The sequence below is a fragment of the Variovorax sp. GW821-FHT09D07 genome (genome assembly GCF_059416345.1).
In genome coordinates, this window is sequence record NZ_JBWKOY010000001.1 from 481,964 (window position 1) to 506,394 (window position 24,431).

The 24,431-nt window shown below is 66.5% G+C and carries 24 protein-coding genes; 11 read left to right on the plus strand and 13 right to left on the minus strand.

Translation table 11 applies throughout. From position 1 onward, the window contains the following. Nucleotides 1-15: 15 nt before the first annotated feature. From AC07OX_RS02270 to AC07OX_RS02280, 3 genes are read right to left on the minus strand one after another with little or no spacing between them, the layout of a single operon-like run. Nucleotides 16-375 carry a VOC family protein gene (locus AC07OX_RS02270; RefSeq protein ID WP_159276673.1) on the minus strand — a complete coding sequence of 120 codons (360 nt, stop codon included), beginning with the start codon at nucleotides 373-375 and terminating at the stop codon, nucleotides 16-18. After that, nucleotides 354-1,271, minus strand: coding sequence for a helix-turn-helix transcriptional regulator (locus AC07OX_RS02275; protein WP_070060910.1), 918 nt, complete (start codon nucleotides 1,269-1,271; stop codon nucleotides 354-356). Before AC07OX_RS02275 ends, AC07OX_RS02270 begins: the two co-directional genes overlap by 22 nt. A 39-nt stretch (nucleotides 1,272-1,310) precedes the next feature. After that, on the minus strand, nucleotides 1,311-3,641 hold the full coding sequence (locus AC07OX_RS02280) for a xanthine dehydrogenase family protein molybdopterin-binding subunit (RefSeq protein WP_495259731.1): 2,331 nt from the start codon (nucleotides 3,639-3,641) through the stop codon (nucleotides 1,311-1,313). A gap of 227 nt (nucleotides 3,642-3,868) precedes the next feature. Between AC07OX_RS02280 and aat the strand changes: the two genes are divergently transcribed. The 3 genes from aat to AC07OX_RS02295 are packed head-to-tail and all read left to right on the plus strand — an operon-like array spanning nucleotide 3,869 to nucleotide 6,235. Then, complete coding sequence (gene aat / locus AC07OX_RS02285; RefSeq protein ID WP_095745522.1) at nucleotides 3,869-4,624, plus strand: leucyl/phenylalanyl-tRNA--protein transferase; 756 nt, start codon at nucleotides 3,869-3,871, stop codon at nucleotides 4,622-4,624. A 6-nt stretch (nucleotides 4,625-4,630) separates the two neighbouring features. After that, nucleotides 4,631-5,380: an arginyltransferase gene (locus AC07OX_RS02290; protein WP_062478083.1), complete on the plus strand. Its 750-nt coding sequence runs from the start codon at nucleotides 4,631-4,633 to the stop codon at nucleotides 5,378-5,380. Between the two features lie 30 nt (nucleotides 5,381-5,410). After that, nucleotides 5,411-6,235 carry an IclR family transcriptional regulator gene (locus AC07OX_RS02295; protein WP_062478081.1) on the plus strand — a complete coding sequence of 275 codons (825 nt, stop codon included), beginning with the start codon at nucleotides 5,411-5,413 and terminating at the stop codon, nucleotides 6,233-6,235. A 103-nt stretch (nucleotides 6,236-6,338) separates the two neighbouring features. Here the strand turns inward: AC07OX_RS02295 and AC07OX_RS02300 are convergent, their stop codons facing one another. The 7 genes from AC07OX_RS02300 to AC07OX_RS02330 all read right to left on the minus strand — a co-directional run bounded on the left by AC07OX_RS02300 (nucleotide 6,339) and on the right by AC07OX_RS02330 (nucleotide 15,718). Next, nucleotides 6,339-7,505, minus strand: coding sequence for a serine hydrolase (locus AC07OX_RS02300; RefSeq protein WP_095950197.1), 1,167 nt, complete (start codon nucleotides 7,503-7,505; stop codon nucleotides 6,339-6,341). Between the two features lie 117 nt (nucleotides 7,506-7,622). Then, nucleotides 7,623-9,161, minus strand: coding sequence for a 2-isopropylmalate synthase (locus tag AC07OX_RS02305; protein WP_495259732.1), 1,539 nt, complete (start codon nucleotides 9,159-9,161; stop codon nucleotides 7,623-7,625). Nucleotides 9,162-9,214: 53 nt separating this feature from the next. Beyond that, on the minus strand, nucleotides 9,215-10,918 hold the full coding sequence (leuA, locus tag AC07OX_RS02310; RefSeq protein WP_139704127.1) for a 2-isopropylmalate synthase: 1,704 nt from the start codon (nucleotides 10,916-10,918) through the stop codon (nucleotides 9,215-9,217). A gap of 211 nt (nucleotides 10,919-11,129) precedes the next feature. Continuing rightward, the gene (gene pssA, locus AC07OX_RS02315; RefSeq protein WP_495259733.1) at nucleotides 11,130-11,954 is read right to left on the minus strand and encodes a CDP-diacylglycerol--serine O-phosphatidyltransferase; all 825 of its coding nucleotides are present in this window, start codon (nucleotides 11,952-11,954) and stop codon (nucleotides 11,130-11,132) included. 193 nt (nucleotides 11,955-12,147) lie between these two features. Further along, complete coding sequence (ilvC, locus tag AC07OX_RS02320) at nucleotides 12,148-13,164, minus strand: ketol-acid reductoisomerase (protein ID WP_062478069.1); 1,017 nt, start codon at nucleotides 13,162-13,164, stop codon at nucleotides 12,148-12,150. 148 nt (nucleotides 13,165-13,312) lie between these two features. Next, on the minus strand, nucleotides 13,313-13,804 hold the full coding sequence (gene ilvN, locus AC07OX_RS02325; protein WP_062478068.1) for an acetolactate synthase small subunit: 492 nt from the start codon (nucleotides 13,802-13,804) through the stop codon (nucleotides 13,313-13,315). A gap of 129 nt (nucleotides 13,805-13,933) precedes the next feature. Further along, the gene (locus AC07OX_RS02330) at nucleotides 13,934-15,718 is read right to left on the minus strand and encodes an acetolactate synthase 3 catalytic subunit (protein ID WP_095950199.1); all 1,785 of its coding nucleotides are present in this window, start codon (nucleotides 15,716-15,718) and stop codon (nucleotides 13,934-13,936) included. Between the two features lie 283 nt (nucleotides 15,719-16,001). On the opposite strand from AC07OX_RS02330, the gene AC07OX_RS02335 reads away from it, so the two are divergent. The 6 genes from AC07OX_RS02335 to AC07OX_RS02360 are packed head-to-tail and all read left to right on the plus strand — an operon-like array spanning nucleotide 16,002 to nucleotide 19,455. Next, on the plus strand, nucleotides 16,002-16,568 hold the full coding sequence (locus AC07OX_RS02335; RefSeq protein ID WP_062478063.1) for an RNA polymerase sigma factor: 567 nt from the start codon (nucleotides 16,002-16,004) through the stop codon (nucleotides 16,566-16,568). Continuing rightward, entirely contained in the window at nucleotides 16,565-16,990 is a 426-nt protein-coding gene (locus AC07OX_RS02340) for a DUF3619 family protein (RefSeq protein ID WP_062478060.1), read from the plus strand. Before AC07OX_RS02335 ends, AC07OX_RS02340 begins: the two co-directional genes overlap by 4 nt. A gap of 59 nt (nucleotides 16,991-17,049) precedes the next feature. Next, complete coding sequence (locus tag AC07OX_RS02345) at nucleotides 17,050-17,865, plus strand: DUF3106 domain-containing protein (RefSeq protein ID WP_495259734.1); 816 nt, start codon at nucleotides 17,050-17,052, stop codon at nucleotides 17,863-17,865. A 12-nt stretch (nucleotides 17,866-17,877) separates the two neighbouring features. Beyond that, nucleotides 17,878-18,438 carry an RDD family protein gene (locus AC07OX_RS02350; protein WP_495259735.1) on the plus strand — a complete coding sequence of 187 codons (561 nt, stop codon included), beginning with the start codon at nucleotides 17,878-17,880 and terminating at the stop codon, nucleotides 18,436-18,438. After that, complete coding sequence (locus AC07OX_RS02355; RefSeq protein WP_119552011.1) at nucleotides 18,435-18,833, plus strand: diacylglycerol kinase; 399 nt, start codon at nucleotides 18,435-18,437, stop codon at nucleotides 18,831-18,833. Before AC07OX_RS02350 ends, AC07OX_RS02355 begins: the two co-directional genes overlap by 4 nt. Before the next feature lie 31 nt (nucleotides 18,834-18,864). Beyond that, nucleotides 18,865-19,455, plus strand: coding sequence for an LOG family protein (locus AC07OX_RS02360; protein ID WP_492741514.1), 591 nt, complete (start codon nucleotides 18,865-18,867; stop codon nucleotides 19,453-19,455). Nucleotides 19,456-19,581: 126 nt separating this feature from the next. Here the strand turns inward: AC07OX_RS02360 and AC07OX_RS02365 are convergent, their stop codons facing one another. Both AC07OX_RS02365 and AC07OX_RS02370 read right to left on the minus strand, forming a co-directional pair. Beyond that, nucleotides 19,582-19,920: a P-II family nitrogen regulator gene (locus tag AC07OX_RS02365; RefSeq protein WP_056580191.1), complete on the minus strand. Its 339-nt coding sequence runs from the start codon at nucleotides 19,918-19,920 to the stop codon at nucleotides 19,582-19,584. Then, the gene (locus AC07OX_RS02370; RefSeq protein WP_495259736.1) at nucleotides 19,917-21,614 is read right to left on the minus strand and encodes an NAD+ synthase; all 1,698 of its coding nucleotides are present in this window, start codon (nucleotides 21,612-21,614) and stop codon (nucleotides 19,917-19,919) included. Before AC07OX_RS02370 ends, AC07OX_RS02365 begins: the two co-directional genes overlap by 4 nt. A gap of 19 nt (nucleotides 21,615-21,633) precedes the next feature. Here AC07OX_RS02370 and AC07OX_RS02375 point away from each other — a divergent pair, with 19 nt between their 5' ends. Both AC07OX_RS02375 and AC07OX_RS02380 read left to right on the plus strand, forming a co-directional pair. Then, nucleotides 21,634-22,875: a GNAT family N-acetyltransferase gene (locus AC07OX_RS02375; RefSeq protein ID WP_495259737.1), complete on the plus strand. Its 1,242-nt coding sequence runs from the start codon at nucleotides 21,634-21,636 to the stop codon at nucleotides 22,873-22,875. 77 nt (nucleotides 22,876-22,952) lie between these two features. Next, nucleotides 22,953-23,705: a hypothetical protein gene (locus AC07OX_RS02380; RefSeq protein ID WP_495259738.1), complete on the plus strand. Its 753-nt coding sequence runs from the start codon at nucleotides 22,953-22,955 to the stop codon at nucleotides 23,703-23,705. 41 nt (nucleotides 23,706-23,746) lie between these two features. Here the strand turns inward: AC07OX_RS02380 and ppa are convergent, their stop codons facing one another. Continuing rightward, complete coding sequence (gene ppa, locus AC07OX_RS02385) at nucleotides 23,747-24,274, minus strand: inorganic diphosphatase (RefSeq protein WP_007834256.1); 528 nt, start codon at nucleotides 24,272-24,274, stop codon at nucleotides 23,747-23,749. Nucleotides 24,275-24,431: the final 157 nt, after the last annotated feature.

The window sequence follows — 24,431 nt, forward strand, 5'->3', positions numbered from 1 at the left end:
TCGGTGCCTTTCGTGTCAGGGACAGACGGCCTCGACGTTGTTGCCGTCGGGGTCGATGAGGAAGGCCGCGTAGTAGGTCGGGCTGTAGTCGGCGCGCGGCCCCGCGCCGCCGTTGTCGGTGCCGCCGGCCTTCAAGCCGGCCTTGTGGAAGGCGGCGACGGCCGCGTGGTCGGGCGCGCGGAACGCGATGTGCGTGCCAGGGCCCTTGGCGCCTTTCGCGGCGTAGAGCCACAGCGCCGGCTCGCCGGCCGGGCCGAGGCCGGCGTAGCTGTCGTCGTGCGAGCCCAGCACGTGGCCGAGCGGCGCGAGCGCGGCTTCGTAGAAGCGCCGGCTGGCGGCGAGGTCTTTGACTTTCAGTCCGATGTGGTCGTACATGGCGATGACTTCCTGCTTGAAGGGTGGATCAAGCGGTCATCGTGAAGCAGCGCGGCCAGGCGGTCTTGGAAAATCTTGCGGTCGCCCTTGGCAGCAAGCCGGAAACCGCGCGGCGACACGCCGGCCGCGCGGTGGAAGGTGCGCACGAAGTTGCTCAGGTCGGCAAAGCCGGCCTCGAGGGCCACCTCGGTCACGGCAAGGTCGCTGTCCGCCAGCAGGCGGGCCGCGCGGCGCAGCCGGGAGCGCACGAGGTACTGGTGCGGCGTGACGCCCAGCACCTGGGAGAACAGCCGCAGGAAATGGAAGGCGCTCAGGCCCGCCTGGGCGGCTGCGTCTTCGAGGCCGATCTCGCCGGCGGCGTGGGCCTCGATCCAGGTCGCGGCCTCGACCGCGCGCCGGCGGTCGCGCGGCGTGGCCGATGGCGGCGGCGCCGCGGGTTTGCCGCGCCCTTTCACCACGTCGAGGAAACGGCTGGCGAAGCCCATGCCCAGCTCGTCGAGACCCACGTCGCTGCCGCCTTCGACCGCGACCTGCGCGAGTTCGCCCAGCACCATGAGTTCGGGCAGCGGCGGCAACGCCGAGGCATGCCAGCTGCGCCGGTCGGCGCCGATCAGGTCGACGAAGCCCGGCGAGAAGTGGAACGACAGGCACTCGTCGCCACAGGCGAAGTGCTCGTGGGTGCAGACGTAGTCGTCGCCCGGTGCACCGACCAGCACCGCGCCGGCCACCAGCTCGTAATCGCGGCCGAGCGCGCGGCAGCCGAAGCTGCCCTTGCGCACGTACGAGACCGAGTGCGTCTCGTGCATCTCGGTGAACGGCGCCGCGCCGACGCCCGCGTCGCAGCGGTAGGTCGAGACGCGGATCGCGTCGGTCTGCAGCTCGGTGGTGACACGCATGATGACTTTCGTCGCCCTTCGATCACCGGCCGGCGGCGCTCAATCGATGGTCTGCATGGCCTGCCACACGCGCGATGGGCTCAGCGGCATGTGCAGGCGGGGCGCACGGGCGCCGAGGCCGTTGCGTGCGAAGGCGTCGGCCACCGCATTGACGATGGCCGGCGTGGCGCCGATGGTGCCCAGCTCGCCCACGCCCTTCACGCCCAGCGGGTTGTTCTTGCAGGGCGTGGATTCGTCCATTTCCATCTGGAACATGGTGTCGACGATGTCGGCGCGCGGCGCGGCGTAGTCCATGAGGCTGCCGGTGACGGGCTGGCCGGTTTCGCTGTCGTACACCACCTGCTCGTACAGCGCCTGGCCGATGCCCTGCACCGCGCCGCCTTCGAGCTGGCCGCGCACGATCATCGGGTTGACCACGCGGCCCACGTCGTTGACCGAGCTGTAGGCCACGACGCTGATCTCGCCCGTGGGCGGGTCGAGTTCGATCTCGCAGATGTGGCAACCGTTGGGCCAGCTCGGGCCGGCCACGGTGCTGGTGGAGTCGACGAAGATCTCGCGCCCCGGCTGCTTGGCGGCCAGGGTGAAGAGGTCGAGCTCGAGGTCGGTGCCGGCCACGATGAAGGTGCCGCGGCTGTAGACGATATCGTCGATGGAGGCCTCGAACTCCTGCGCCGCGAGTTCGCGCGCCTTGTCGATGGTGCGCTCGGCACCGATGCGCACGGCCGAGCCGCCCGTGAACAGCGAACGCGAGCCGGCGCTGCCGAAGCCGTCGCCGCGGTCGGTGTCGCCGAGCACGACGCGCACCTTCTCGATGGGCACGCCGAAGGCATCGACGGCCAGCTGCGCGAGCGAGGTCGCGATGCCCTGCCCCATGGCGTTGACGGCCGAGAACACCTCGATCACGCCATCGGCCTGCACCGAGACGGTCACGCGCTCTTCGAACACGTTGCCGCCGGTCCATTCGAGAAAGGTGGCGATGCCCAGGCCGCGTTGCTTGCCGCGCGCCGCCGATTCGGCCGCGCGGGCCTCGAAGCCCTGCCAGTCGGCCAGCTGCAGCGCCTGGTCCATCACCGACTCGAACTGGCCGGTGTCGTAGGTCTGCGCCATCGGGTTCTTGTAGGGCATCTGCTCGGGGCGGATGAAGTTGCGCCGGCGCAGCGCGATGCGATCGATACCGGTCTGGCGCGCGGCCTCGTCCATCAGGCGTTCGATGGTGAAGATGGCCTCGGGCCGGCCCGCGCCGCGGTAGGCGCCGGTGGGCGCGGTGTTGGTGAGCACCGCCTTGAAATGGAAGTCGATGGTCTGGATGTCGTAGACGCTGGTCTGCACCCAGGGGCCGATCAGCAGCTGGATCGCGACACCGGTGCCGGTGGCGTAGGCGCCCACGTTGGCGAGCGTCTTGATGCGCAGGGCCAGGATCTTGCCGTCGGCGTCGAGCGCCATTTCGGCGCGCGCCTCGATGTCACGGCCGTGCGCGCTGGACAGGAACTCTTCGCTGCGGTCGGCCACCCATTTCACGGGCCGACCCACCTGCAGCGCGGCGTAGGCGACCGCGATGTCCTCGGGGTAGGCGCCGGTCTTCATGCCGAAGCCGCCGCCGACGTCGCCCACGACCACGCGCACTTTTTCCTTCGCCAGGCCGATGGCCGCGCAGACGGAGTCGCGCACGCCGGAGGGCATCTGGGTGCTCATGCGGATCGTGAGGCGGTCGGTCTTGCTGTCGTGCGTGGCGAGCACGGCGCGCGGCTCGATGGTGAGCGCGACCACGCGCTGGTTGTTCACGTCGAGCGCGATCACATGGGCGGCGCGCTCGAATGCGGCGGTGGCGGCTTCGCTGCTGCCATGGCGCATCTCGGCGGCGATGTTGCCGGTGGCCTCGTCGCACAGGAGCGGCGCGCCGTCGGCGGTGGCGCCTGGGAGGTCGACCACCATCGGCAGTTCTTCGTAGTCGACCATCACGGCCTCGGCCGCATCGCGCGCCTGCTGCACGGTGTCGGCAATGACGGCCGCCACCGGTTCGCCGACGAAGCGCGCGCGCTCGTGCGCCAGGGCGCGGCGCGGCGGGCCGGCGCTGTCGCTGCCGTCCGCGCGCTTGAAGCCGGCGGCGCCGGGCATCGGCTTGACGCCGGCCTCGGCCAGGTCGGCCCCGGTGATCACACGCAGCACGCCGGGCATGCCGATGGCCGCGGACGTGTCGATGGACACGATGCGCGCATGTGGGTACGGAGAGCGAAGGAAGACGAGGTGCGCCTGCTCGGAGAGCGTGACGTCGTCGGTGTAACGGCCGGCGCCTGCGAGCAGGCTTTCGTCCTCGAGGCGGCGCACCGCCTGGCCGCTGCCGAAGCGCGTGGGATTGGGTTCAGTGGTCAACGTGGTCCTCTTGTGCTGATCCCCGGCGCCCTGCACATGCCTGCCGGATCCGCTGTGGTACTGCGAAAGCAAGCTGTGCACTATAGGTTTTTCGACGGGTCTTGTGGGGTTGTCTCGCGTGCCATCGGCGGTGGCACCAGGGCCGCAGCCTTGTGGACTGTTCCCGTGTGAGCGGGATTTTCCCTCAACTGGCTTGCGTTTTCGAGAAGCCGTGTATACCTGCATCCATGCGACAACTGCCTTGGCTCGAACCCGGAGATGCACTGCCCGACCCCGCTTCGGCGTGGGACGAACGGGACCCGGTGCCCGGCCTGCTGGCGGCCGGTGGCTCGCTCGATGTCGATACTCTGATGCAGGCCTACAGCCGCTGCGTCTTCCCCTGGTTCAGCGACGACCAGCCCATCCTGTGGTGGAGCCCCGACCCGCGCATGGTGCTGCGGGTGAACGACTTCCGGCTGCATCGCTCGCTGCGCAAGACCCTGAGCCGCTTTGCCGCGACGCCGGGCTGCGAGCTGCGCATCGATCACGATTTTGGAACGGTGATCCAGGCCTGTTCGCAGTCGGCGCGGGCCGGCCAGTCGGGCACCTGGATCGTGCCGGACATGGTCAAGGCCTATACGCAATTGCACCGCGCGGGGCACGCCCACAGCGTCGAAACCTGGATCGACGGCGAGTTGGCGGGCGGGCTCTACTGCGTGGCGCTGGGCCGGGCCGTGTTCGGCGAGTCGATGTTCACGCGCCGCCCGGACGCCTCGAAGATCGCGCTGGCCGGCCTGGTCGCGCTGTGCCGCCGCGCCGGCATCGCGATGATCGACTGCCAGCAGAACACCGCACACCTGGCCAGCCTCGGCGCTCGCGAAATGCCGCGCGCGCGCTTCGTCGCGCACGTGGCCCAGGCCCGAAAACAGGAGGGCCCGCAGTGGCAATTCGACCCCGTATACTGGTCCGAACTCCTTTCCGAGCGACCTCCTCTTTCGACGTGACGTGACGTGACGCACCTCAAGGATCTTCCGCTTCACACGCTGCAGTTCTACGCGACGGCGCCCTATCCCTGCAGCTACCTGCCGGATCGCCAGGCCCGCTCGCAGGTGGCCACGCCCAGTCACCTGATCCACAACGACGCCTACTCCGACCTGGTGCTCAGCGGCTTCCGGCGCAGTGGCATGTTCACCTACCGGCCCTATTGCGACGGCTGCCGCGCCTGCATCCCGCTGCGCGTGCTGGCGCACAGCTTCAAGCCGAACCGCAGCCAGCGCCGCACCGCCAAACAGCACGCCGACCTGCAGGCGCGCGTGCTCAAGCTGTGCTTCGTGCCCGAGCACTACCAGCTCTACCTGCGCTACCAGACCGGCCGCCACTCGGGCGGCGGCATGGACCACGACAGCATCGACCAGTACACACAGTTCCTGCTGCAAAGCCGGGTCAACTCGCGGCTGGTCGAGTTTCGCGAAACCCTGCCCGACGGCAGCCCGGGCGCGCTGAAGATGGTGTCGATCCTCGATGTGCTCAGCGACGGCATCTCCGCCGTCTACACCTTCTACGAGCCTGAGGACGGTGCCGGCTACGGCACCTACAGCGTGCTGTGGCAGATCGAGCAGGCCCGCAAGCTGGGGCTGCCGCACGTCTACCTGGGCTACTGGATCGAGCGCAGCCCCAAGATGCACTACAAGGCCCGCTTTTCCCCGCACGAAGTGTTGGTGGACGGCCACTGGCAGGCACCGAGTGATTTCACAAGGTAAAATGGCGCACGGTCATCACCGCATTGCGCCATGAGAAAAAACCTATCCGACGTTCCCGCCACTCCCGTCATCCAGGTCATCGAGCGCATGTTCTCGCTGATCGACGTCTTGGCCTCGCGCGAAGAAGCGATCTCGCTGAAGGAAATCAGCGAAAAGACGGGGCTGCACCCGTCGACCACGCACCGCATCCTCAATGACCTCGCGGTCGGCCGTTTCGTCGACCGGCCTGAAGCCGGCAGCTACCGCCTCGGCATGCGCCTGCTGGAACTGGGCAACCTGGTCAAGGGCCGCCTGAACGTGCGCGACGCGGCCCTGGGCCCGATGCGCGAGTTGCACAAGCTCACACAGCAGCCGGTCAACCTCAGCATGCGCCAGGGCGACGAGATCGTGTACATCGAGCGCGCCTACAGCGAGCGCTCGGGCATGCAAGTGGTGCGCGCCATCGGTGGCCGCGCCGCCCTGCACCTGACCTCGACCGGCAAGCTGTTCCTGGCCGCCGACGATCCCCAGCGCGTGCGCAGCTACGCCACGCGCACCGGCCTGGCCGGCCACACCCGCAACAGCATCACCCAGCTGCCCGCGCTCGAGCGCGAGCTGTCGAAGGCGCGCCAGTACGGCATCGCCCGCGACAACGAAGAGCTGGAGCTGGGGGTGCGCTGCATGGCCGCCGGCATCTACGACGACCAGGGCAAGCTGGTGGCGGGCCTGTCGATCTCGGCCCCGGCGGATCGCCTCGACGAAGGCTGGCTGCCCAAGCTGCAAGCGACCGCCAACGAAATCTCGGGCGCGCTGGGCTTCAAGGACGGCGTGGCCGCAACGCCTGCGTCGGGCGCGAACGTGACAACGGGCGCCTGAGCGCCCGTTTGCTTTCGACTCTTTTTCTTTCCAGCGAGCCGGCCGGTAAGCCCTCCACGAGGGCAGCAGGCAGGCCGCTAACGGCCTCCCCGCTCAACCGATCTCAGCCGGCAACCTGGAAGCCGCGCGGACCCGACACGGCGTGCGTGGCCTCGACCCAGCGGCGAACCCGCTCGGCGTCGGCGATGCGGCTGAACTTGCCGGCCGAATCCAGGAACACCATGATCAGCTTGCGCCCGGCCACCTTGGCCTGCATCACGAGGCACTGGCCGGCTTCGGAGATGTAGCCGGTCTTCTGCAGGCCGATGTCCCATTCCGGGCTCTTCACGAGGCGGTTGGTGGTGTTGAACTGCAGCACGCGGTTGCCGACTTCGACCTGGTACTCCGGCGACGTGGACAGCGAACGCACCGTGGCGTCCGAATAGGCCGCATTGACCAGCAGCGCCAGGTCTTGCGCGCTCGACTGGTTGCGGCTCGACAGGCCCGTGGGCTCCACGTAGCGCGTGTCCTTCATGCCGAGCATGCGGGCCTTGGCATTCATGATGCTCACGAAGGTCGTGAGACCGCCCGGGTAGGTGCGGCCCAGCGCGTGCGCCGCGCGGTTTTCACTCGACATCAGCGCCAGGTGCAGCAGCTCGCCGCGCGACAGCGTGGTGCCGACGGTCAGGCGCGAACGGCTGCCCTTTTCGGTGTCGACGTCATCTTGCGTGATGGTGATGAGCTCGTCGTTCGGCAGGTGGGCTTCGCTGATCAGCAGGCCGGTCATGAGCTTGGTGAGCGAAGCGATCGGCAGCACGGCGTGGTCGTTCTTGCTGAACAGCACCTCGTGGGTGTCCTGGTCGATCACCAGGGCGACGCTCGACTTCAGGTCGAGTGCGTCGTCGGTGCTGTGCAGGCCGGCCATCTGGCCGAAGGACTGGCGGGCTGGCGTCTCGACGCGCACCACCGAACGGCGCTGCACGGCAACGACGGTCTTGCCGTTCTTCTTGTGGATGGTGGCAACGACATTGCGGCCACCGCGCACGACCTTGTCGGCCTGCTCGGCGCGACCGCCGCGCGCCACCTTGGAAGCGGACGCATTGCGTTGCTTGGCCTCGGCAGGTGCCTTCGCCTTCTTGGCGACGGCGGACTTGGCGGCAGCGGGTTTTTCCTTCTTTGCGGCCTGGGCGCCAGGCAGCAAAAACGCCGAGGCGCACAGCGCCACGGCGAGGAACTTGAAGGCGGGTAGGAACCGCTGGATGGAAACTCGACGTAGACGGGTTTCAGGCATCAATAAATCTCCAGCGGCAACAAACGAGGACCGCAGTGTATCGAAATCAAAAAAGACACGCAATATCAGTTACTTGCATCCTCTTCTTCATTCGAATACCAAGGAACGCCTGAAAACCTAACCTTGTGCCGCCACTCTCTCAGCTTGGCTCTGTAACTTGTTGAGCGCACTCAAATAAGCCTTTGCCGAAGCGACCACGATGTCTGGGTCTGCACCCACACCGTTGACCACCCGCCCTGCGTTTTGTAACCGGACTGTAACTTCTCCCTGGCTTTCCGTCGAGCCGCTGATGGCGTTTACAGAGTAAAGAACCATCTCGGCGCCGCTCTTGACGTGGGCCTCGATGGCCTTGAGCGACGCATCGACCGGCCCGTTGCCGTCGGATTCGCTGGTGACTTCCTTGCCCTGGACCGTGAACACGATCTTGGCTTGGGGCCGTTCGCCGGTTTCGCTGTGCTGGGAGAGAGAAACGAAAGCAAACTGTTCACCAACGTGCGACAGCTCTTCCGCGCTGACCAGCGCCAGGATGTCCTCGTCGAAAATTTCGGACTTGCGGTCGGCCAGCTCCTTGAAACGCGCGAACGCGGCGTTGACCTCGGTTTCGCTTTCCATCGTCACGCCCAGGTCCTGCAGGCGCTGCTTGAAGGCGTTGCGACCGCTGAGCTTGCCCAGCACGATCTTGTTGGCGGTCCAGCCCACGTCTTCGGCGCGCATGATCTCGTAGGTGTCGCGCGCCTTGAGCACGCCGTCCTGGTGGATGCCCGAAGCGTGCGCGAACGCGTTGGCGCCCACCACGGCCTTGTTGGGCTGCACCACGAAGCCGGTGGTCTGACTGACCATGCGGCTGGCGGCCACGATGTGCTGGGTGTCGATGTTCAGGTCGAGCCCGAAGTAGTCTCTGCGCGTCTTCACGGCCATGACCACTTCTTCGAGCGAGCAGTTGCCCGCGCGCTCGCCCAGGCCGTTGATCGTGCACTCGACCTGGCGCGCGCCGCCGATCTTCACGCCGGCCAGCGAGTTCGCCACGGCCATGCCCAGGTCGTTGTGGCAATGCACCGACCAGATCGCCTTGTCGCTGTTGGGAATGCGCTCGCGCAGCATCTTGATGAAGTTGCCGTACAGCTCGGGAATGGCGTAGCCGACGGTGTCGGGCACGTTGATGGTGGTGGCGCCCTCGTCGATCACGGTCTCGAGCACGCGGCACAGGAAGTCGGGGTCGCTGCGGTAGCCGTCTTCGGGGCTGAACTCGACGTCGGCGATCTGGTTGCGCGCGAAGCGCACGGCCAGCTTGGCCTGCTCATGCACCTCGTCGGGCGACATGCGCAGCTTCTTTTCCATGTGCAGCGGCGAGGTCGCGATGAAGGTGTGGATGCGCCCGCGCGCCGCGCCCTTCAGGGCCTCGGCTGCGCGCGCGATGTCGCGGTCGTTGGCACGCGAGAGGCCGCACACCGTCGAGTCCTTGATCGCATTGGCGATGGCCTTCACGGCCTCGAAGTCGCCGTTCGAACTGGCCGGAAAGCCGGCTTCAATGACGTCGACCCTGAGCCGCTCCAGCAGCTTGGCGATGCGCAACTTTTCGTCGCGCGTCATCGAGGCGCCGGGCGACTGTTCGCCGTCGCGCAAGGTGGTGTCGAAAATAATGAGTTGGTCGGTCATCGTGGATCTCCTTGGTTCGTTCCCACCTTGCGCGTGCGGCTGGTGCCGGTGCGTCAGGCGACTTCAGCCACCGATTGTGCGCTGCGCGCGCCCCGGCCCCTGGCCCGCTGCACGCCCGACACGATCGCCTTCAGCGAGGCCGAGATCACGTTCGCATCGATGCCGACGCCGAACAGGGTCTGCGACTCGTCCACGCGCAGTTCGAGGTAGGCCACCGACTTGGCGTCGGCGCCTGCGCCGATGGCGTGCTGGTGATAGTCCATGACGCGCACCGTGTGGCCGGTGGCCTGGCTCAGCGCCTGCGTGAAGGCGTCGATCGGTCCGTTGCCACGTCCTTCGATGGCGCGCGTTTCACCGTCCCACGGCAGGTCGCCGCGCAGCACCACCGTGGCCTCGGCGCCCTCGCCTTCTTCCTGGATCACGCGATGCTGCAAGGCCTTGGCGGTCTCGATGCCGTACTCGTTCACGAAGATCTGCCAGAGGTCGGCGGCGGTGAGCTCCTTGCCACCGACATCCATCACGCGCTGCACGACCTGCATGAATTCCATCTGCAGGCGGCGCGGCATCTCGAGGCCGTACTCGCTCTCGAGCAGGTAGGCCATGCCGCCCTTGCCCGACTGGCTGTTCACGCGGATCACGGCCTCGTAGCTGCGGCCCACGTCCTTCGGATCGATGGGGAGGTACGGGATGTCCCAGATGTCGCCGTCCTTGCGCGCGGCGAAGGCCTTCTTGATCGCGTCCTGGTGCGAGCCCGAGAACGAGGTGTAGACGAGGTCGCCTACATACGGATGGCGCGGGTGTACCGGGATCTGGTTGCAGTGCTCGACCGTGGCGCGGATCTCGTCGATGTTCGAGAAGTCGAGCTCGGGCGAAACACCCTGCGTGTAGAGGTTGAGCGCGACGTTCACGAGGTCGAGGTTGCCGGTGCGCTCGCCATTGCCGAAGAGGCAGCCTTCGATGCGCTCGGCGCCGGCCATCAAGGCCAGTTCGCCGGCTGCGGTGCCGGTGCCGCGGTCGTTGTGCGGGTGCACGCACAGCACGATCGAGTCACGGCGCGCGAGGTTGCGGTGCATCCACTCGATCATGTCCGCGAAGATGTTCGGCGTGGAATGCTCGACCGTGGTGGGCAGGTTGACGATGCACTTGCGCTCGGGCGTCGGGGCCCAGACTTCGGTGACCGCATCGACCACGCGCTTGGAGAAGACCACGTCGGTGCCCGAGAACATCTCGGGCGAGTACTGGAAGGTCCACTTCGTGTTCGGCTGCTTTGCGGCGAAGTCGTTGAACATGCGGGCATGGCTGCTCGCGAGTTCGACGATCTGGTCTTCGTCCATGCCGAGCACCACGCGGCGCATCACGGGCGCAACGGCGTTGTAGAGGTGCACGATGGCGCGCGGCGCGCCCTGCAAGGCTTCGAAAGTGCGTTCGATGAGGTGGTCGCGCGCCTGCGTGAGCACCTGGATCGTCACGTCGTCGGGAATGCGGTCTTCTTCGATGAGCTTGCGCACGAAGTCGAATTCGACCTGCGACGCCGAGGGAAAGCCGACTTCGATTTCCTTGAAGCCGATGGCCACGAGGGTTTCGAACATGCGCATCTTGCGCGCGATGTCCATGGGTTCGACCAATGCCTGGTTGCCATCGCGCAGGTCCGTCGACAGCCAGATCGGGGCCTTGGTCAGCACGGCATCGGGCCAGGTGCGGTCCTTGAGACCGATCGGGGCGAATGCGCGGTATTTGGCTTGAGGTTGCTTGAGCATGTCGATTTCTCTGTGATGGTTGGAACTCAACCAGCAACCCCAAAAGACAAACGGCCCGTTGCTGGTGCGAACGGGCCGTGATGAGGGATTAGCGCGTGCGCTACCGTCTCCGCCCGTGAGGGAGGGCTAGTAGGGCCAGCAGCGAAATCTTGGTCATGAGGGTTGCGAATGTAGCACAGCCTTCGCGGGCCTGTGAAGGCCCGGGGCTTCTTCAGTTGTGCAGCCCCCGCTCGTCGGGCTCTTCGGTCGAGGTGCTGATCACGCTCACCGGCTGGCCCTTGGCCTTGCGCCACGCGTACACCACGTAGCCGCTCAAACCATAGGCCACGAAAAGGCTGAACAGCACCGTCGGCGGATGGATGTTGATGACCGCGATGCCCAGCGCGATCAGCACGATCACGACGAAGGGCACGCTCTTCTTCATCTGGACGTCCTTGAAGCTGTAGAACGGCGCATTGGTGACCATCGAAAGTCCGGCATAGAGCGTGAACGCGAAAGTGATCCACGTGATCTGCGTCCACGAGAGATACAGCACCTCGCCGCCACGCTTGCCCCACTCGGTCATGAGCCAGATGAAGCCGGCCACGAGCGCCGCCGCCGCTGGCGACGGCAGGCCCTGGAACCAGCGCTTGTCGACCACGCCCGTGTTGACGTTGAAGCGCGCAAGCCGCAATGCCGCGCAGGCGCAGTAGACGAAGGCGGCAATCCAGCCCCAGCGTCCGAGGCCCTTGAGCGACCACTCGTAGGCGATGAGCGCGGGCGCGGCGCCGAACGAGACCATGTCGGACAGCGAGTCCATCTGCTCGCCGAACGCGCTTTGCGTGTTGGTCATGCGGGCCACGCGCCCGTCGAGGCTGTCGAGCACCATCGCGGCGAACACGCCGAGCGCCGCGAGGTCGAAGCGCGCGTTCATGGCCATCACGACCGAGTAGAAGCCGCCGAACAACGCCGCCAGCGTGAACAGGTTCGGCAGGATGTAGATGCCCTTGCGACGCTTGCGCGGTTGCGCGTCGTCGGGGACGGTGTCGTCATGCATTGAAATGGCCTCCGTCCCTCGTGGGAACTGCCCGATCAGCTATCCATTCGATAGCATCTTGGTCTGTGAATCGCATGCTTCGCAGTGTAGTTCAGGGGACCCGTGCACTCCCCTTCAAACAAAAGGGCCACCGCGACGGGTGGCCCTCCGAAACAGGGTGCCGTAGCACCCTGCTGGCTCTTGCCTCTGAAGATCAGTTGCGGGTCTGGTCGACCAGCTTGTTCTTCTTGATCCAGGGCATCATCGCGCGCAGCTTTTCGCCGACGACTTCGATCTGATGCTCGGCGTTCAGGCGACGGCGGCTGATCAGCACCGGCTGGCCGGCAGCGGCTTCGAGCACGAAGCTCTTGGCGTATTCGCCGGTCTGGATGTCCTGCAGGACCTTCTTCATGGCCTTCTTGGTCTCGTCGGTCACGATGCGCGGGCCCGTGACGTACTCGCCGTATTCGGCGTTGTTCGAGATCGAGTAGTTCATGTTGGCGATGCCGCCTTCATAGATCAGGTCAACGATCAGCTTCAGCTCGTGCAGGCATTCGAAGTACGCCATTTCGGGCGCGTAGCCGGCTTCCACCAGCGTTTCGAAACCAGCCTTGATCAGCTCGACCGTGCCGCCGCACAGAACCGCTTGTTCGCCGAACAGGTCGGTTTCGGTTTCTTCGCGGAAGTTGGTCTCGATGATGCCGGCCTTGCCGCCGCCGTTGGCGGTGGCGTAGCTCAGCGCGAGGTCACGCGCCTTGCCGCTCTTGTCCTGGTGCACCGCGATCAGGTGCGGCACGCCGCCACCTTGCGTGTACGTGCCGCGCACGGTGTGACCCGGAGCCTTGGGAGCGACCATCCACACGTCGAGGTCGGCGCGCGGCTGCACGAAACCGTAGTGCACGTTGAAGCCGTGCGCGAAGACAAGCGAAGCGCCTTCCTTGATGTTCGGGGCCACGTCGTTCTTGTAGACCGCGGCGATCTGCTCGTCGGGCAGCAGGATCATGACGACGTCGGCCGACTTCACGGCATCAGCGACTTCAGCGACCTGCAGGCCGGCCTTGCCGACCTTGTCCCACGAAGCGCCGCCCTTGCGCAGGCCGACCACGACCTTGACGCCGCTGTCGTTCAGGTTCTGCGCGTGTGCGTGACCTTGCGAGCCGTAGCCGATGATGGCAACCGTCTTGCCCTTGATGAGGCTCAGGTCCGCGTCCTTGTCGTAATAAACCTTCATGATGTTCTCCAGATAGATAAGCGAGTTGCAGTGTGTTGTTGTGCCGTTCGTCCTGAGCCTGTCGAAGGGCTCAATGCAGTCCCCGCTCGCGCGGAGGCTTCGACAAGCTCAGCCCGAACGGGCAGCGACTGAGCTCCGAATCATGGTGTCAGACCCGCAGGATGCGTTCGCCGCGTCCGATGCCACTGGCGCCGGTGCGCACCGTCTCGAGGATGGCGCCGCGGTCGATCGCCTCCAGGAAAGCGTCGTTCTTGCCGTGATCGCCAGTCAGCTCGATGGTGTAGCTCTTGTCGGTCACGTCGATGATGCGGCCACGGAAGATTTCCGCCATGCGCATCATTTCCTCGCGTTCCTTGCCCACCGCGCGCACCTTCACCATCATGAGCTCGCGCTCGGTGTAGGCGCCTTCGGTCAGGTCGACCACCTTCACGACCTCGATGAGGCGGTTCAGGTGCTTGGTGATCTGCTCGATCACGTCGTCCGAGCCGTTGGTGACGATGGTCATGCGCGAGAGGCTTGCGTCCTCGGTCGGCGCCACGGTCAGCGATTCGATGTTGTAGCCACGGGCCGAGAACAGGCCCACCACGCGGGAAAGAGCACCCGGCTCGTTTTCCAGCAGCACTGCAATGATGTGTTTCATGTTGGCGTGACTCCTCTTTTCGCCTACGCGGAAGCTTTCGCTTTCGCCGCCCTCCCCCGTGCACGGTAATGCGCGGGCTTGGCGGGCAATAGATTCGTCAGTAAAGGTTGAACGAACGAATGTTCCGGATCAGAGATCTTCGGAACCCAGCAGCATCTCGGTGATGCCCATGCCGGCCTTGACCATCGGGAACACGTTCTCGGTGGGGTCGGTACGGAAATCCATGAATACCGTGCGGTCCTTGAGCTTGCGCGCCTCGCGCAGCGCCGGCTCCACGTCTTGTGGACGCTCGATCAGCATGCCGACGTGGCCATAGGCCTCGGCGAGCTTCACGAAGTTGGGCAGCGCGTCCATGTAGCTGTGGCTGTAGCGGCCGGAGTATTCGATCTCCTGCCACTGGCGCACCATGCCCAGGTAGCGGTTGTTGAGCGAGCAGATCTTGATCGGCGTGTTGTACTGCAGGCAGGTCGACAGCTCCTGGATGCACATCTGCACCGAGCCTTCGCCGGTGATGGTGAACACTTCCGAGTCGGGCTTGGCGAGCTTGATGCCCATGGCGTAGGGAATGCCCACGCCCATGGTGCCCAGGCCGCCCGAATTGATCCAGCGGCGCGGCTCGTCGAAACGGTAGTACTGGGCGGCCCACATCTGGTGCTGGCCGACGTCCGACGTGATGTACGTGTCGGCGTCCTTGGTCATGTTCCAGAGGGTCTCGACCACGAACTGCGGCTTGATCACGTCCTTGTTGTCGCGGTCGTACTTGAGGCAGTCGCGCGAGCGCCAGCTTTCGATGGTCTTCCACCAGTCGGCCAGTGCGCCGGCGTCGGGCTTGGTGGTGCTCTCGCGGATCATCGAGATGAGCTCGGTGAGCACGTCCTTCACGTCGCCGACGATCGGGATGTCGACCTTCACGCGCTTGGAGATGCTCGACGGGTCGATGTCGACGTGGATGATCTTGCGTTCGTTCTGCGCGAAGTGCTTCGGGTTGCCGATCACGCGGTCGTCGAAGCGCGCGCCCACGGCCAGCAGCACGTCGCAGTTCTGCATCGCGTTGTTGGCTTCGATGGTGCCGTGCATGCCCAGCATGCCCAGGAACTTGCGGTCGCTCGCCGGATAGGCGCCCAGGCCCATCAGCGTGTTCGTGACGGGGTACCCCAGCATGTCGACCAGCGTGCGCAGCTCGTTCGTGGCATTGCCCAGGAGCACGCCGCCGCCGGTGTAGATGTAGGGGCGCTTGGCCGCCAGCAGCAGTTGCAGCGCCTTGCGGATCTGCCCACCGTGACCCTTGCGCACCGGGTTGTACGAGCGCATCTCGACCTTGTCGGGATAGCCGCTGTACGCGATCTTCTTGAAGGAAACGTCCTTCGGCACGTCCACCACCACGGGGCCGGGACGGCCGCTGCGTGCGATGTGGAAGGCCTTCTTCATCGTCATGGCCAGGTCCTTCGGATCCTTGACGAGGAAGTTGTGCTTGACGATGGGGCGCGTGATGCCGACCGTGTCGCATTCCTGGAAGGCATCGAGGCCGATGGCGGCCGTCGGCACCTGACCGGAAATGATCACCATCGGGATCGAGTCCATGTACGCCGTCGCGATGCCGGTGACCGCATTGGTCAGCCCGGGGCCCGAGGTCACCAGTGCCACGCCGACTTCGCCGGTGGCGCGCGCATAGCCGTCGGCAGCGTGGACGGCGGCCTGTTCGTGGCGCACCAGCACGTGCTGGATGGTGTCCTGCTTGTAGAACGCGTCGTAGATGTAGAGAACCGCGCCGCCCGGGTAGCCCCAGATGTACTGGACGCCTTCGGCCTGCAGTGCCTTGACCAGCACTTCAGCGCCCATGAGTTCTTGCGTGGTGTTGCCGGCGCCAGAGGACGCGGCTGCTGCGGAAGCGAGTTCCGCCTTCGAGATTTCCATGATCAACCTTTGTGTTTTTTCGGGAACGAAAAACCTTGGGTGCCCCTTGCCAGCCCTTGTGGGGCCGCGCCAGGACTTGAGGCCAAAGCCATGAGCGGACTGATGTTCCGCCGGACCGTGACCCGTTTGCCTTTTGACTTGCAAGGCGGATTATGACACTACCGGCGCGTTCAGACTCGCTTCAGGTGCCCTGTCTTGGCACAAAGGCATAATCCGCGGCATAAAAACATGAGCGTTCGCCAAACATCCTCCCCACGCGGCGCGTCCCGCCGCCCCCTCTCATTTGGCTACTGAACACGAACTCTCCGACTTCCTGAAAAACGTCGAACGACGGGCCTTCAAGCGCTCGGTCTATCACGTGCGGGACGAAGAAGCGGCCTTGGACATCGTGCAGGACAGCATGATGAAGCTGGCCCAGCACTACGGCGACAAGCCTGCCGAGGAACTGCCGATGCTGTTCCAGCGCATCCTGTCGAACTGCACGCTCGACTGGTTCCGCCGCCAGAAGACCCGCCGCGCCCTTTTTTCCAACTTGAGCGACTTCGAACCGGCCGACAACGGCGAAGATTTCGACCTGCTGGAGAACTTCGTCTCGCCAACCGACTCCAGAGAATCGGAGAGCGCCGAAGACACCACCCGCCGCAGCCAGGTCTTTCACGAAATCGAAGAACAGATCGCGGCTTTGCCCGGCCGTCAACGCGAGGCTTTCCTGATGCGTTACTGGGAGGAAATGGACGTCGCAGAGACGGCCGCCGCAATGGGCTGCTCCGAGGGCAGCGTCAAAACCCATTGTTCGCGAGCTGTCCACGCTCTGAGCAAGGCGCTCAAGGCCAAGGGAATATCGCTATGAACACTAAGGTTCCAACCTCTCAATCCAGCGCAGCAGAAGACCGCTTCGGCCAACGGCTGGCGGCGCGGCTTTCGGACGGCAATCAAGCCTTGCCGCACGACATCAGCGAGCGTCTGCGCGTTGCCCGTTCGCAGGCCGTGGCCGCGCGCAAGCAGGCGCCGCAGCTGCGCACGGCGCCCGTCGCGGTCCAGTCGGGCCACACGGTCACGCTGGGCGGCAGCTGGTGGACGCGCATCGGTTCCGTGGTGCCCCTGATCGCCCTGGTGGCCGGCCTGATCACCATCAGCGTGCTGCAGGACGACGACCGCGCCAGCGAACTTGCCGAGGTCGACTCGGCCCTGTTGACGGGCGACCTGCCGCCCGCCGCCTACACCGATCCCGGCTTCGCCCAATTCCTGAAGTCCGATAGCGCCTCCGACTGAACACCTTGCCCGACCGAATGCGACGCCGCTCCGTTTCCCGTGCGAAAGCCCTGCTTCCGTTGCGCCCGCTCCCGGCGGGCGCCGTCGTTTGGGCGGGTGCGCTGGCAGCCGCTGCCTTCGGCCTGACGCTGGCCGATGCACAGACGCTGCCCGAGGCCGCCAAGCCCGCCACGCACGCTGCGGCCACCAATGGCGCGGCAAGCCCCAAGGCCGTTGCCACGACCAAGCCCCTGTGGAACGAACTGGGCAACGAGCAGCAGCACGCCCTGAAGCCGCTGGCTTCGCACTGGAACACACTGAACGCCGGCCAGAAGCGCAAGTGGCTGGCCTTGTCGCGCAACTACGCGAACATGCCCGCCGACGACCAGGTCACGCTGCACAGCCGCATGATCGAATGGGCGGCGCTGAGCAACCAGCAGCGCGCCCAGGCCCGCCTGAATTTCGCTGAGGTCAAGCGCGTGCCTGCCGACGAGCGCAAGCTCAAGTGGGAGCAATACCAGGCGCTGAGCGAAGAAGAAAAACGCAAGCTCGCCGAGAGTGCCCCGCCCAAGCCCCGCGGCGCCGCCCTGCCAGTGCGCCCGGTCTCGTCGCAAAAACTCGTGCCTGTGCCGGCCGTCACGCCGCCCGGACAGCACACGCCCCGCATCGTGCCGGCCACGCCCCCCACGCCCGTGCTGCCGCCGTCGGCCATCGTGGTGAGTTCGCCGGCGACGCCACCTGCCGCCGTGGAACGCCCTGCCATGCCGGCCAGCACCGTCGTCGCCCCGGCGGCGTCGGCGCCGAGCAGCCTCACGCCGCCGCCAGTGCCCGCCGAGGCCCAGGTGCCGGCGCCGTCCGCGGCCACGGCACCCGCGGCCTCGTCCTCCGCCCCCTGACCGAAGGTTTCGATGGTTTCCAGTTCGCCCGAGGCCTCGGGACCCGGCCAATCGGCCTCGCCCTCTTCATCCACCCCCAACGCCCCCGCGGTGCCCGGCCTGTGGCGGCGCATGGCCTGCTGGCTCTATGAGGGCATGCTGCTGTTCGCGGTCGTGTTCGTGTCCGGCTGGCTGTTCAGCACGCTGGGCCAGATGCGCGACGCCATGGACGAGCGGCGGCACCTGCTGCAGGCCTTCCTCTTCGTGGTGTTCGGCGTCTACTTCGTCTGGTTCTGGGCAAAGGGCCAGACGCTGGCCATGAAGACCTGGAACATCCGCATCGTCGACCGCGACGGCCGCCCCGTCACCCAGGGCCGCGCACTGGCGCGCTACCTGCTGAGCTGGATCTGGTTCCTGCCGCCGCTCGCCGCCATCGCCCCGTTCAAGCTGTCGGGCGGCGAATCGACCGTGCTGATCTTCGGCTGGGTCGCCATCTGGGCGCTGCTGGCCCGTTTTCACCCCGAGCGCCAGTTCTGGCACGACGCCTGGGCCGGTACGCGGCTCATCACCTCCAAGCCGATGAGCCGCCAATGAGTGCCCTGCCCGACCCCGCTGTGAACCCGCAGAAGGCCCGCAAGGGCTTCGAGCGCGTCTGGCACGCCACCCTGATCTCGCTGCACGGCCTGCGCGCCGGCTGGAGCGAGCCGGCGTTCCGCCAGGAAGCCATCCTGTCGATGCTGATGATCCCGGCCGCCTTCTGGCTCGGGCGCAGCTGGGTCGAGGTGGCGCTGCTCGCCGGCAGCGCGGTCCTAGTGATGATCGTGGAGCTGCTCAACACGGCGGTGGAAGCCGCCATCGACCGCATCGGCCCCGAATGGCACGACCTCTCCAAGCGCGCGAAGGACATGGGCAGCGCCGCTGTCCTGCTGTCGCTCACGCTGTGCGGCGGCATCTGGGCCGCGGCCCTGTGGCAGCGCTTCGTGTCATGAGCGGGTCCGCCGCCTGCGGCATGATTGCAGGATGACCCCTGAATTTTCGATTTGCGTGTATTGCGGCTCGCGCCCCGGCGAGCGCCCCGAGTTTTCCCAGGCCGCCCAGGCCGTGGGCCAGTGGATCGGCAGCCACCGCGGCCAGCTCGTCTACGGCGGCGGCCGCACCGGCCTGATGGGCACGGTGGCCGAGGCCACCCGCCAGGCCGGCGGCCGCGTCGTCGGCATCATCCCCAAGGCCCTGGTCGACAAGGAACTGGCCAACCCCCTGTGCGACGAACTGCACGTGGTGGACACCATGCACGAGCGCAAGGCCATGATGGGCGAGCGCGCCGACGCCTTCCTCGCGATGGCGGGCGGCATCGGCACCTTCGAAGAACTGTTCGAGATCTGGACCTGGCGCCAGCTCGGCTACCACGACAAGCCGACCGGCATTCTCAACACCGCCGGCTACTACGACGGCCTGCTGAGCTTCCTGGCGCACAGCGTGCGCGAGGGCTTCATGGGCGAATGGCAGATGGACCTGGTCCGCACCGGCACCGACGTGCCCGAACTGCTGACCGCGCTGCGCGCCGAAGTCCCCCTGCACCCCCGCGACGACAAGCTGTCAGAGAACCTCTGACCGGAACGGGCCCCCGCCTCATTCCAGCGAACACCGCGGAACCGGCTTTGCCGGGCCGCTGGTGTTGCCCCCGGTAGGGGGTTGGCGAAGCGACACGAAGTGCGCGCAGCCTGGGGGCGAGCCTGGCTAGACTGCGTTTTCGTTTTCTTCGCCGGTGCGGATGCGCACGATGCGCTCCACCTCGGTCACGAAGATCTTGCCGTCGCCGATCTTGCCGGTGCGCGCCGAGCTCACGATGGCCTCGATGCAGCGCTCCACGTCGCTCTCGTTGACGACCACTTCGACCTTCATCTTGGGCAGGAAGTCGACCACGTACTCGGCGCCGCGGTACAGCTCGGTGTGGCCCTTCTGGCGGCCGAAGCCCTTGACCTCGGTCACCGTGAGGCCGGTGACACCCACCTCGGCGAGGGCTTCGCGCACGTCCTCGAGCTTGAAGGGTTTGACGATGGCGGTGATCTGCTTCATGGTTTTTGTGCTCCGGCGGTTTCGTTGAACTTGCTGGTGATAGGGTAACGCCAATCCTTGCCGAAGCTTCGGTGGGTGACCCGGATGCCTACGGGCGCCTGGCGCCGCTTGTATTCGTTGATCCTGATGAGCCGCGCAACCCGCTCGACCACCGCGCGGTCGTAGCCCGCGGCAATGATCTCGTCGATGCCTTCATCGTCCTGCATGTAGCGTGCCAGGATGCCGTCCAGCACGTCGTAGGGCGGCAGGCTGTCCTGGTCGGTCTGGTCGGGGCGCAGCTCGGCGCTCGGGGGGCGCGTGATGATGCGCTCGGGAATCGGCGCCGCGCCGGTGCCGTACGGGTCGTGGGCATTGCGCCAGCGCGCCAGCGCGAACACAGTGGTCTTGAGCAAGTCCTTGATGACCGCAAAGCCGCCCGCCATGTCGCCGTAGAGCGTGCAGTAGCCGGTGGCCATCTCGCTCTTGTTGCCGGTGGTCAGGACGATGGCGCCGAACTTGTTCGACAGCCCCATGAGCAGCGTGCCGCGGATGCGGGCCTGGATGTTCTCCTCGGCCGTGTCTTCCGGCCGGCCCGTGAACTCCCCGGCCAGCGCGGCCTTGAAGGACTCGAAGGTGTGCTTGATCGAAATCTCGTCGTAGCGCACGCCCAGCCGCCCAGCCATGTCGCGCGCGTCGATCCAGCTGATGTCGGCCGTGTAGGGCGACGGCATCATCACCGCGCGGACCTTGTCCTTGCCCAGCGCGTCGACTGCGATCGCGAGCACCAGCGCCGAGTCGATGCCGCCCGACAGCCCCAGGATCGCGCCCGGAAAGCCGTTCTTGCCGACGTAGTCGCGCACGCCGAGCACCAGCGCGTCCCACAACTGCGCCTCGGCGTCGCGCGGCGCGGCAATGGCCGACGGGTCGGCCACGACGGCGATGCCGCCCTGCGCCCCGCGCGCGAGCTGCATGAAGACCAGCCGCTCGCGAAAGCTCTCGGCCTGCGCGGCCAGCGCGCCATCGGCCTGCAGTGCGAAGGAGGCGCCGTCGAACACCACCTCGTCCTGCCCACCCACCAGGTGCGCGTAGACCAGCGGCAGGGCCACGGCGCGTGCGCGGTCGGCCATGCGCGCGACGCGCTCGCCTTCCTTGCCCACGTGGTACGGCGAGGCGTTGATCACCGCCAGCACCTCGGCACCGCCGGCGCGCGCCAGCTCGGCCGGCGCGTCGAACCAGGCGTCCTCGCAGATCAGCAGGCCCACCGACACGCCGCCTGCCTCGAACACGCAGGTGCCCTGCCCCGGCGTGAAGTAGCGGCGCTCGTCGAACACCTGGTAGTTCGGCAGTTCGCGCTTGGCGTAGGTCTCGAGGATGCGGCCTTCCTTGAGCACGCTGGCCGCGTTGTGGCGCAGCGGCACCGTCACCGAGCGGCCGCGCAGGCTGCCGCCGCTGGGATGCCCCACCACCACGACCATGTCTTTGAGGTCGGCCAGCGCGGCGGCGATGCCTTTCACGGCATCATCACAGGCTTCGGTGAAGGCGGGACGGAGGAACAGGTCCTCCGCCGCATAGCCGGCAATCGAGAGTTCGGGTGTCAGCAGAAGGCGCGCGCCTTGCGCGTAGGCCTCGCGTGCGGCGCCGACGATCTTCTGCGCATTGCCGACGAGGTCGCCCACCACAAAATTGAGTTGCGCGATGGCGAGCTTGAGCGTCATACAGAAGGAAGAAAAAGGCTTGAACGATTATGTCATTCGGGTTCTGGCGTCGCCGTCGGACATCGACCCGCAAGCCTGGAACGCCCTGCTCGCCGCGCAGCCCGAGCCCTCGCCCTTCATGCGCCACGAGTACCTCGCCGCGATGCACGACAGCGGCAGCGCCTCGCCCGAGCGCGGATGGACACCGCAGTTCGTCACGCTGTGGCGCGGCGAGGTGCTCGAAGCCGCCTGCGCGCTCTACCTCAAGGACCATTCCTATGGCGAGTACGTGTTCGACTGGGCCTGGGCCAACGCCTACGAACAGCACGGGCTGGCCTACTACCCGAAGGCCGTGGTGGCAGCGCCCTTCACGCCCGTGCCCGGCGCCCGGCTGCTGGCACGCGACGCGCAAAGCCGCACGCTGCTGGTGCAGGCGCTGGTGGCGGTCTGCAAGGAACAGGAACTTTCGTCTTTGCATCTGCTGTTCGGCGCCGACGCCGACATCGCCGCGTGCACCGAAGCCGGGCTCATGCAGCGCCATACGGTGCAGTTTCACTGGACGAACGTGGCCCCCACGCTCGGCACTGACGTGTCCTCGCTGCCCCCCGAGGGGGCGCGTTTCGCCTTGGGGCGGCCCGGCGGCGAAACCGAACCCGGCTACACCAACTTCGACGCCTTCCTCGCCAGCCTCGCGCACGACAAGCGCAAGAAGATCCGCCAGGAACGTCGCAAGGTCGCCGAGGCCGGCGTCAGCTTCCGCTGGTCGCGCGGCACCGACATCTCCAAGGCCGACTGGGATTTCTTCTACCGCTGCTACGAGCGCACCTACCGCGAGCACGGCAACCCGCCCTACCTCACGCGCGATTTCTTCCAGCGCATGGCCGACACGCTGCCCGAGGCGTGGCTGCTGTTCGTGGCGGAGCGCGACGGGCGCCCCATCGCGACCAGCCTGATCGCGCTCTCCACCGACGAAGCCCAGCCGCTGGTGGCCTACGGCCGCTACTGGGGCGCGCTGGAGCGCGTCGACTGCCTGCACTTCGAGGCCTGCTACTACCAGCCCATCGCCTGGTGCATCGCACACAACGCGGTGCGCTTCGAAGGCGGCGCGCAGGGCGAGCACAAGATGGCCCGCGCGCTGATGCCGGTGCGCACCACCAGCGCCCACTGGCTCGCCCACCCGTCGTTCGCGGACGCGGTCGAGCGCTTCCTCGAGCGCGAAGGCGCCGGCATCGAGAACTACATGGACCACCTCGGCGAGCGCAGCCCGTTCAAGGCAACCTGAGCGACGCGGGAGCGCCGGGGGCTGCTATAAAGCCGCCCGGCACTCAAACAACCACACACAACACACAGGGAGCACCGATGCCATTCGTCGGACTGGGACTGCACATCCTCATCGCGCTGTACTTCGCCGTGCATGCCATGCGCCACGGCAAGCAGATGTACTGGCTCATCATCCTCTTCAGCTTTCCGCTGTTCGGCAGCATCGTGTACTTCGTGGTCGAGTACCTGCCGGCCTCGCGCATGCAGCGCACCGCCGGCAAGGTGGCGAACGCGGCCATCGGCTTCATCGACCCCGAGCGCGAATACCGCGCCGCCGCCGAGGCCTACGACCTGGCGCCCACGGCGCAGAACAAGCTGCGCCTGGCCAAGGCCGCGCTCGACCGTGGCCAGGCGGCCGACGCCGTCGGGCACTACCGCGACGCGCTGAAAGGCCCCTTCGCCTCCGACCCCGAGCTGCAGTTCGGCCTGGCCAGCGCGCTGGTCGCCGAAGGCAGCTCGGCCTCGGCCCGCGAAGCCTCGCAGGCGCTGCAGAGCCTGCGCGCCACGCGCGACGACTACCGCAAGGACGAGGTCGCCGTGCTGAACGCCCGCGCGCTCGCCGCCGAGGGCCGCACGCCGGAAGCGCGCGAAGCCTTCGAGGCGGCGCTGAGCACGTACAACACGGTGGAAACGCGCGCCCGCTACATCGCGTGGCTGGCGCAGCAAGGCGACACCGCCGGTGCGCAGCGCCATTGGAACGAACTGCAGCAGGCGGCGCGCCACTGGAACGCGCATGCGCGAGGCGTCAACCGCGAATGGATGCGGCTGGCCGGGGATGCGGTCCGGGGCTGACGGCCCGGAGCCTCCAGGCCGTTTCTTTCAAGCGAAAGAAATTACTTCTTGTACGCGGCGATGCCGTCGAGAACTTCCTTCTTGGCGGCGTCGATGCCTTCCCAGCCCAGCACCTTGACCCACTTGCCGGCTTCCAGGTCCTTGTAGTGCTCGAAGAAGTGGCTGATGGCCTTCAGGCGCATCGGGTTCACGTCGTCGACCGACTTCCAGTGGCTGTAAATGGGCAGCACCTTGTCGGTGGGCACGGCCAGCACCTTGCCGTCGACGCCGGCTTCGTCTTCCATCATCAGGATGCCCAGGGGGCGGCAAGGCACGACCACGCCCGGCAGCAGCGGGTACGGGGCGATCACCAGCACGTCGACCGGGTCGCCGTCGCCCGACAGGGTCTGCGGCACGTAGCCGTAGTTGGCGGGGTAGTACATGGCCGTCGTCATGAAGCGGTCCACGAAGATCGCGCCCGATTCCTTGTCGACTTCGTACTTGATCGGGTCGGCGTTCATCGGGATTTCGATCACGACATTGAAGGCGTCGGGGACGTTCTTGCCGGGGGAGACTTTGTCGAAGGACATGACGTTTTTCGAGTAGTTGAAAAGTATGAGACGGATGGGGACAAACCCGGAGTTTACTTTCCGTGTCACGGGCCGGTCGCACGCGTGTGTGTTTTTGCCTGTAAATTGCAAGCGTTGGCCAATCGGCTCCGCACCTTCGGTGCAGCGAGCTTCGAGG

What these genes read in the sequence shown, in the direction of transcription:
- AC07OX_RS02270 (WP_159276673.1), bottom strand. Translation starts at nt 375, where the DNA reads ATGTACGACCACATCGGACTGAAAGTCAAAGACCTCGCCGCCAGCCGG.
- AC07OX_RS02275 (WP_070060910.1), bottom strand. Translation starts at nt 1,271, where the DNA reads ATGCGTGTCACCACCGAGCTGCAGACCGACGCGATCCGCGTCTCGACC.
- aat (WP_095745522.1), top strand. Translation starts at nt 3,869, where the DNA reads ATGCGACAACTGCCTTGGCTCGAACCCGGAGATGCACTGCCCGACCCC.
- AC07OX_RS02295 (WP_062478081.1), top strand. Translation starts at nt 5,411, where the DNA reads ATGAGAAAAAACCTATCCGACGTTCCCGCCACTCCCGTCATCCAGGTC.
- AC07OX_RS02300 (WP_095950197.1), bottom strand. Translation starts at nt 7,505, where the DNA reads ATGCCTGAAACCCGTCTACGTCGAGTTTCCATCCAGCGGTTCCTACCC.
- AC07OX_RS02305 (WP_495259732.1), bottom strand. Translation starts at nt 9,161, where the DNA reads ATGACCGACCAACTCATTATTTTCGACACCACCTTGCGCGACGGCGAA.
- leuA (WP_139704127.1), bottom strand. Translation starts at nt 10,918, where the DNA reads ATGCTCAAGCAACCTCAAGCCAAATACCGCGCATTCGCCCCGATCGGT.
- pssA (WP_495259733.1), bottom strand. Translation starts at nt 11,954, where the DNA reads ATGCATGACGACACCGTCCCCGACGACGCGCAACCGCGCAAGCGTCGC.
- ilvC (WP_062478069.1), bottom strand. Translation starts at nt 13,164, where the DNA reads ATGAAGGTTTATTACGACAAGGACGCGGACCTGAGCCTCATCAAGGGC.
- ilvN (WP_062478068.1), bottom strand. Translation starts at nt 13,804, where the DNA reads ATGAAACACATCATTGCAGTGCTGCTGGAAAACGAGCCGGGTGCTCTT.
- AC07OX_RS02330 (WP_095950199.1), bottom strand. Translation starts at nt 15,718, where the DNA reads ATGGAAATCTCGAAGGCGGAACTCGCTTCCGCAGCAGCCGCGTCCTCT.
- AC07OX_RS02340 (WP_062478060.1), top strand. Translation starts at nt 16,565, where the DNA reads ATGAACACTAAGGTTCCAACCTCTCAATCCAGCGCAGCAGAAGACCGC.
- AC07OX_RS02350 (WP_495259735.1), top strand. Translation starts at nt 17,878, where the DNA reads ATGGTTTCCAGTTCGCCCGAGGCCTCGGGACCCGGCCAATCGGCCTCG.
- AC07OX_RS02355 (WP_119552011.1), top strand. Translation starts at nt 18,435, where the DNA reads ATGAGTGCCCTGCCCGACCCCGCTGTGAACCCGCAGAAGGCCCGCAAG.
- AC07OX_RS02360 (WP_492741514.1), top strand. Translation starts at nt 18,865, where the DNA reads ATGACCCCTGAATTTTCGATTTGCGTGTATTGCGGCTCGCGCCCCGGC.
- AC07OX_RS02365 (WP_056580191.1), bottom strand. Translation starts at nt 19,920, where the DNA reads ATGAAGCAGATCACCGCCATCGTCAAACCCTTCAAGCTCGAGGACGTG.
- AC07OX_RS02370 (WP_495259736.1), bottom strand. Translation starts at nt 21,614, where the DNA reads ATGACGCTCAAGCTCGCCATCGCGCAACTCAATTTTGTGGTGGGCGAC.
- AC07OX_RS02380 (WP_495259738.1), top strand. Translation starts at nt 22,953, where the DNA reads ATGCCATTCGTCGGACTGGGACTGCACATCCTCATCGCGCTGTACTTC.
- ppa (WP_007834256.1), bottom strand. Translation starts at nt 24,274, where the DNA reads ATGTCCTTCGACAAAGTCTCCCCCGGCAAGAACGTCCCCGACGCCTTC.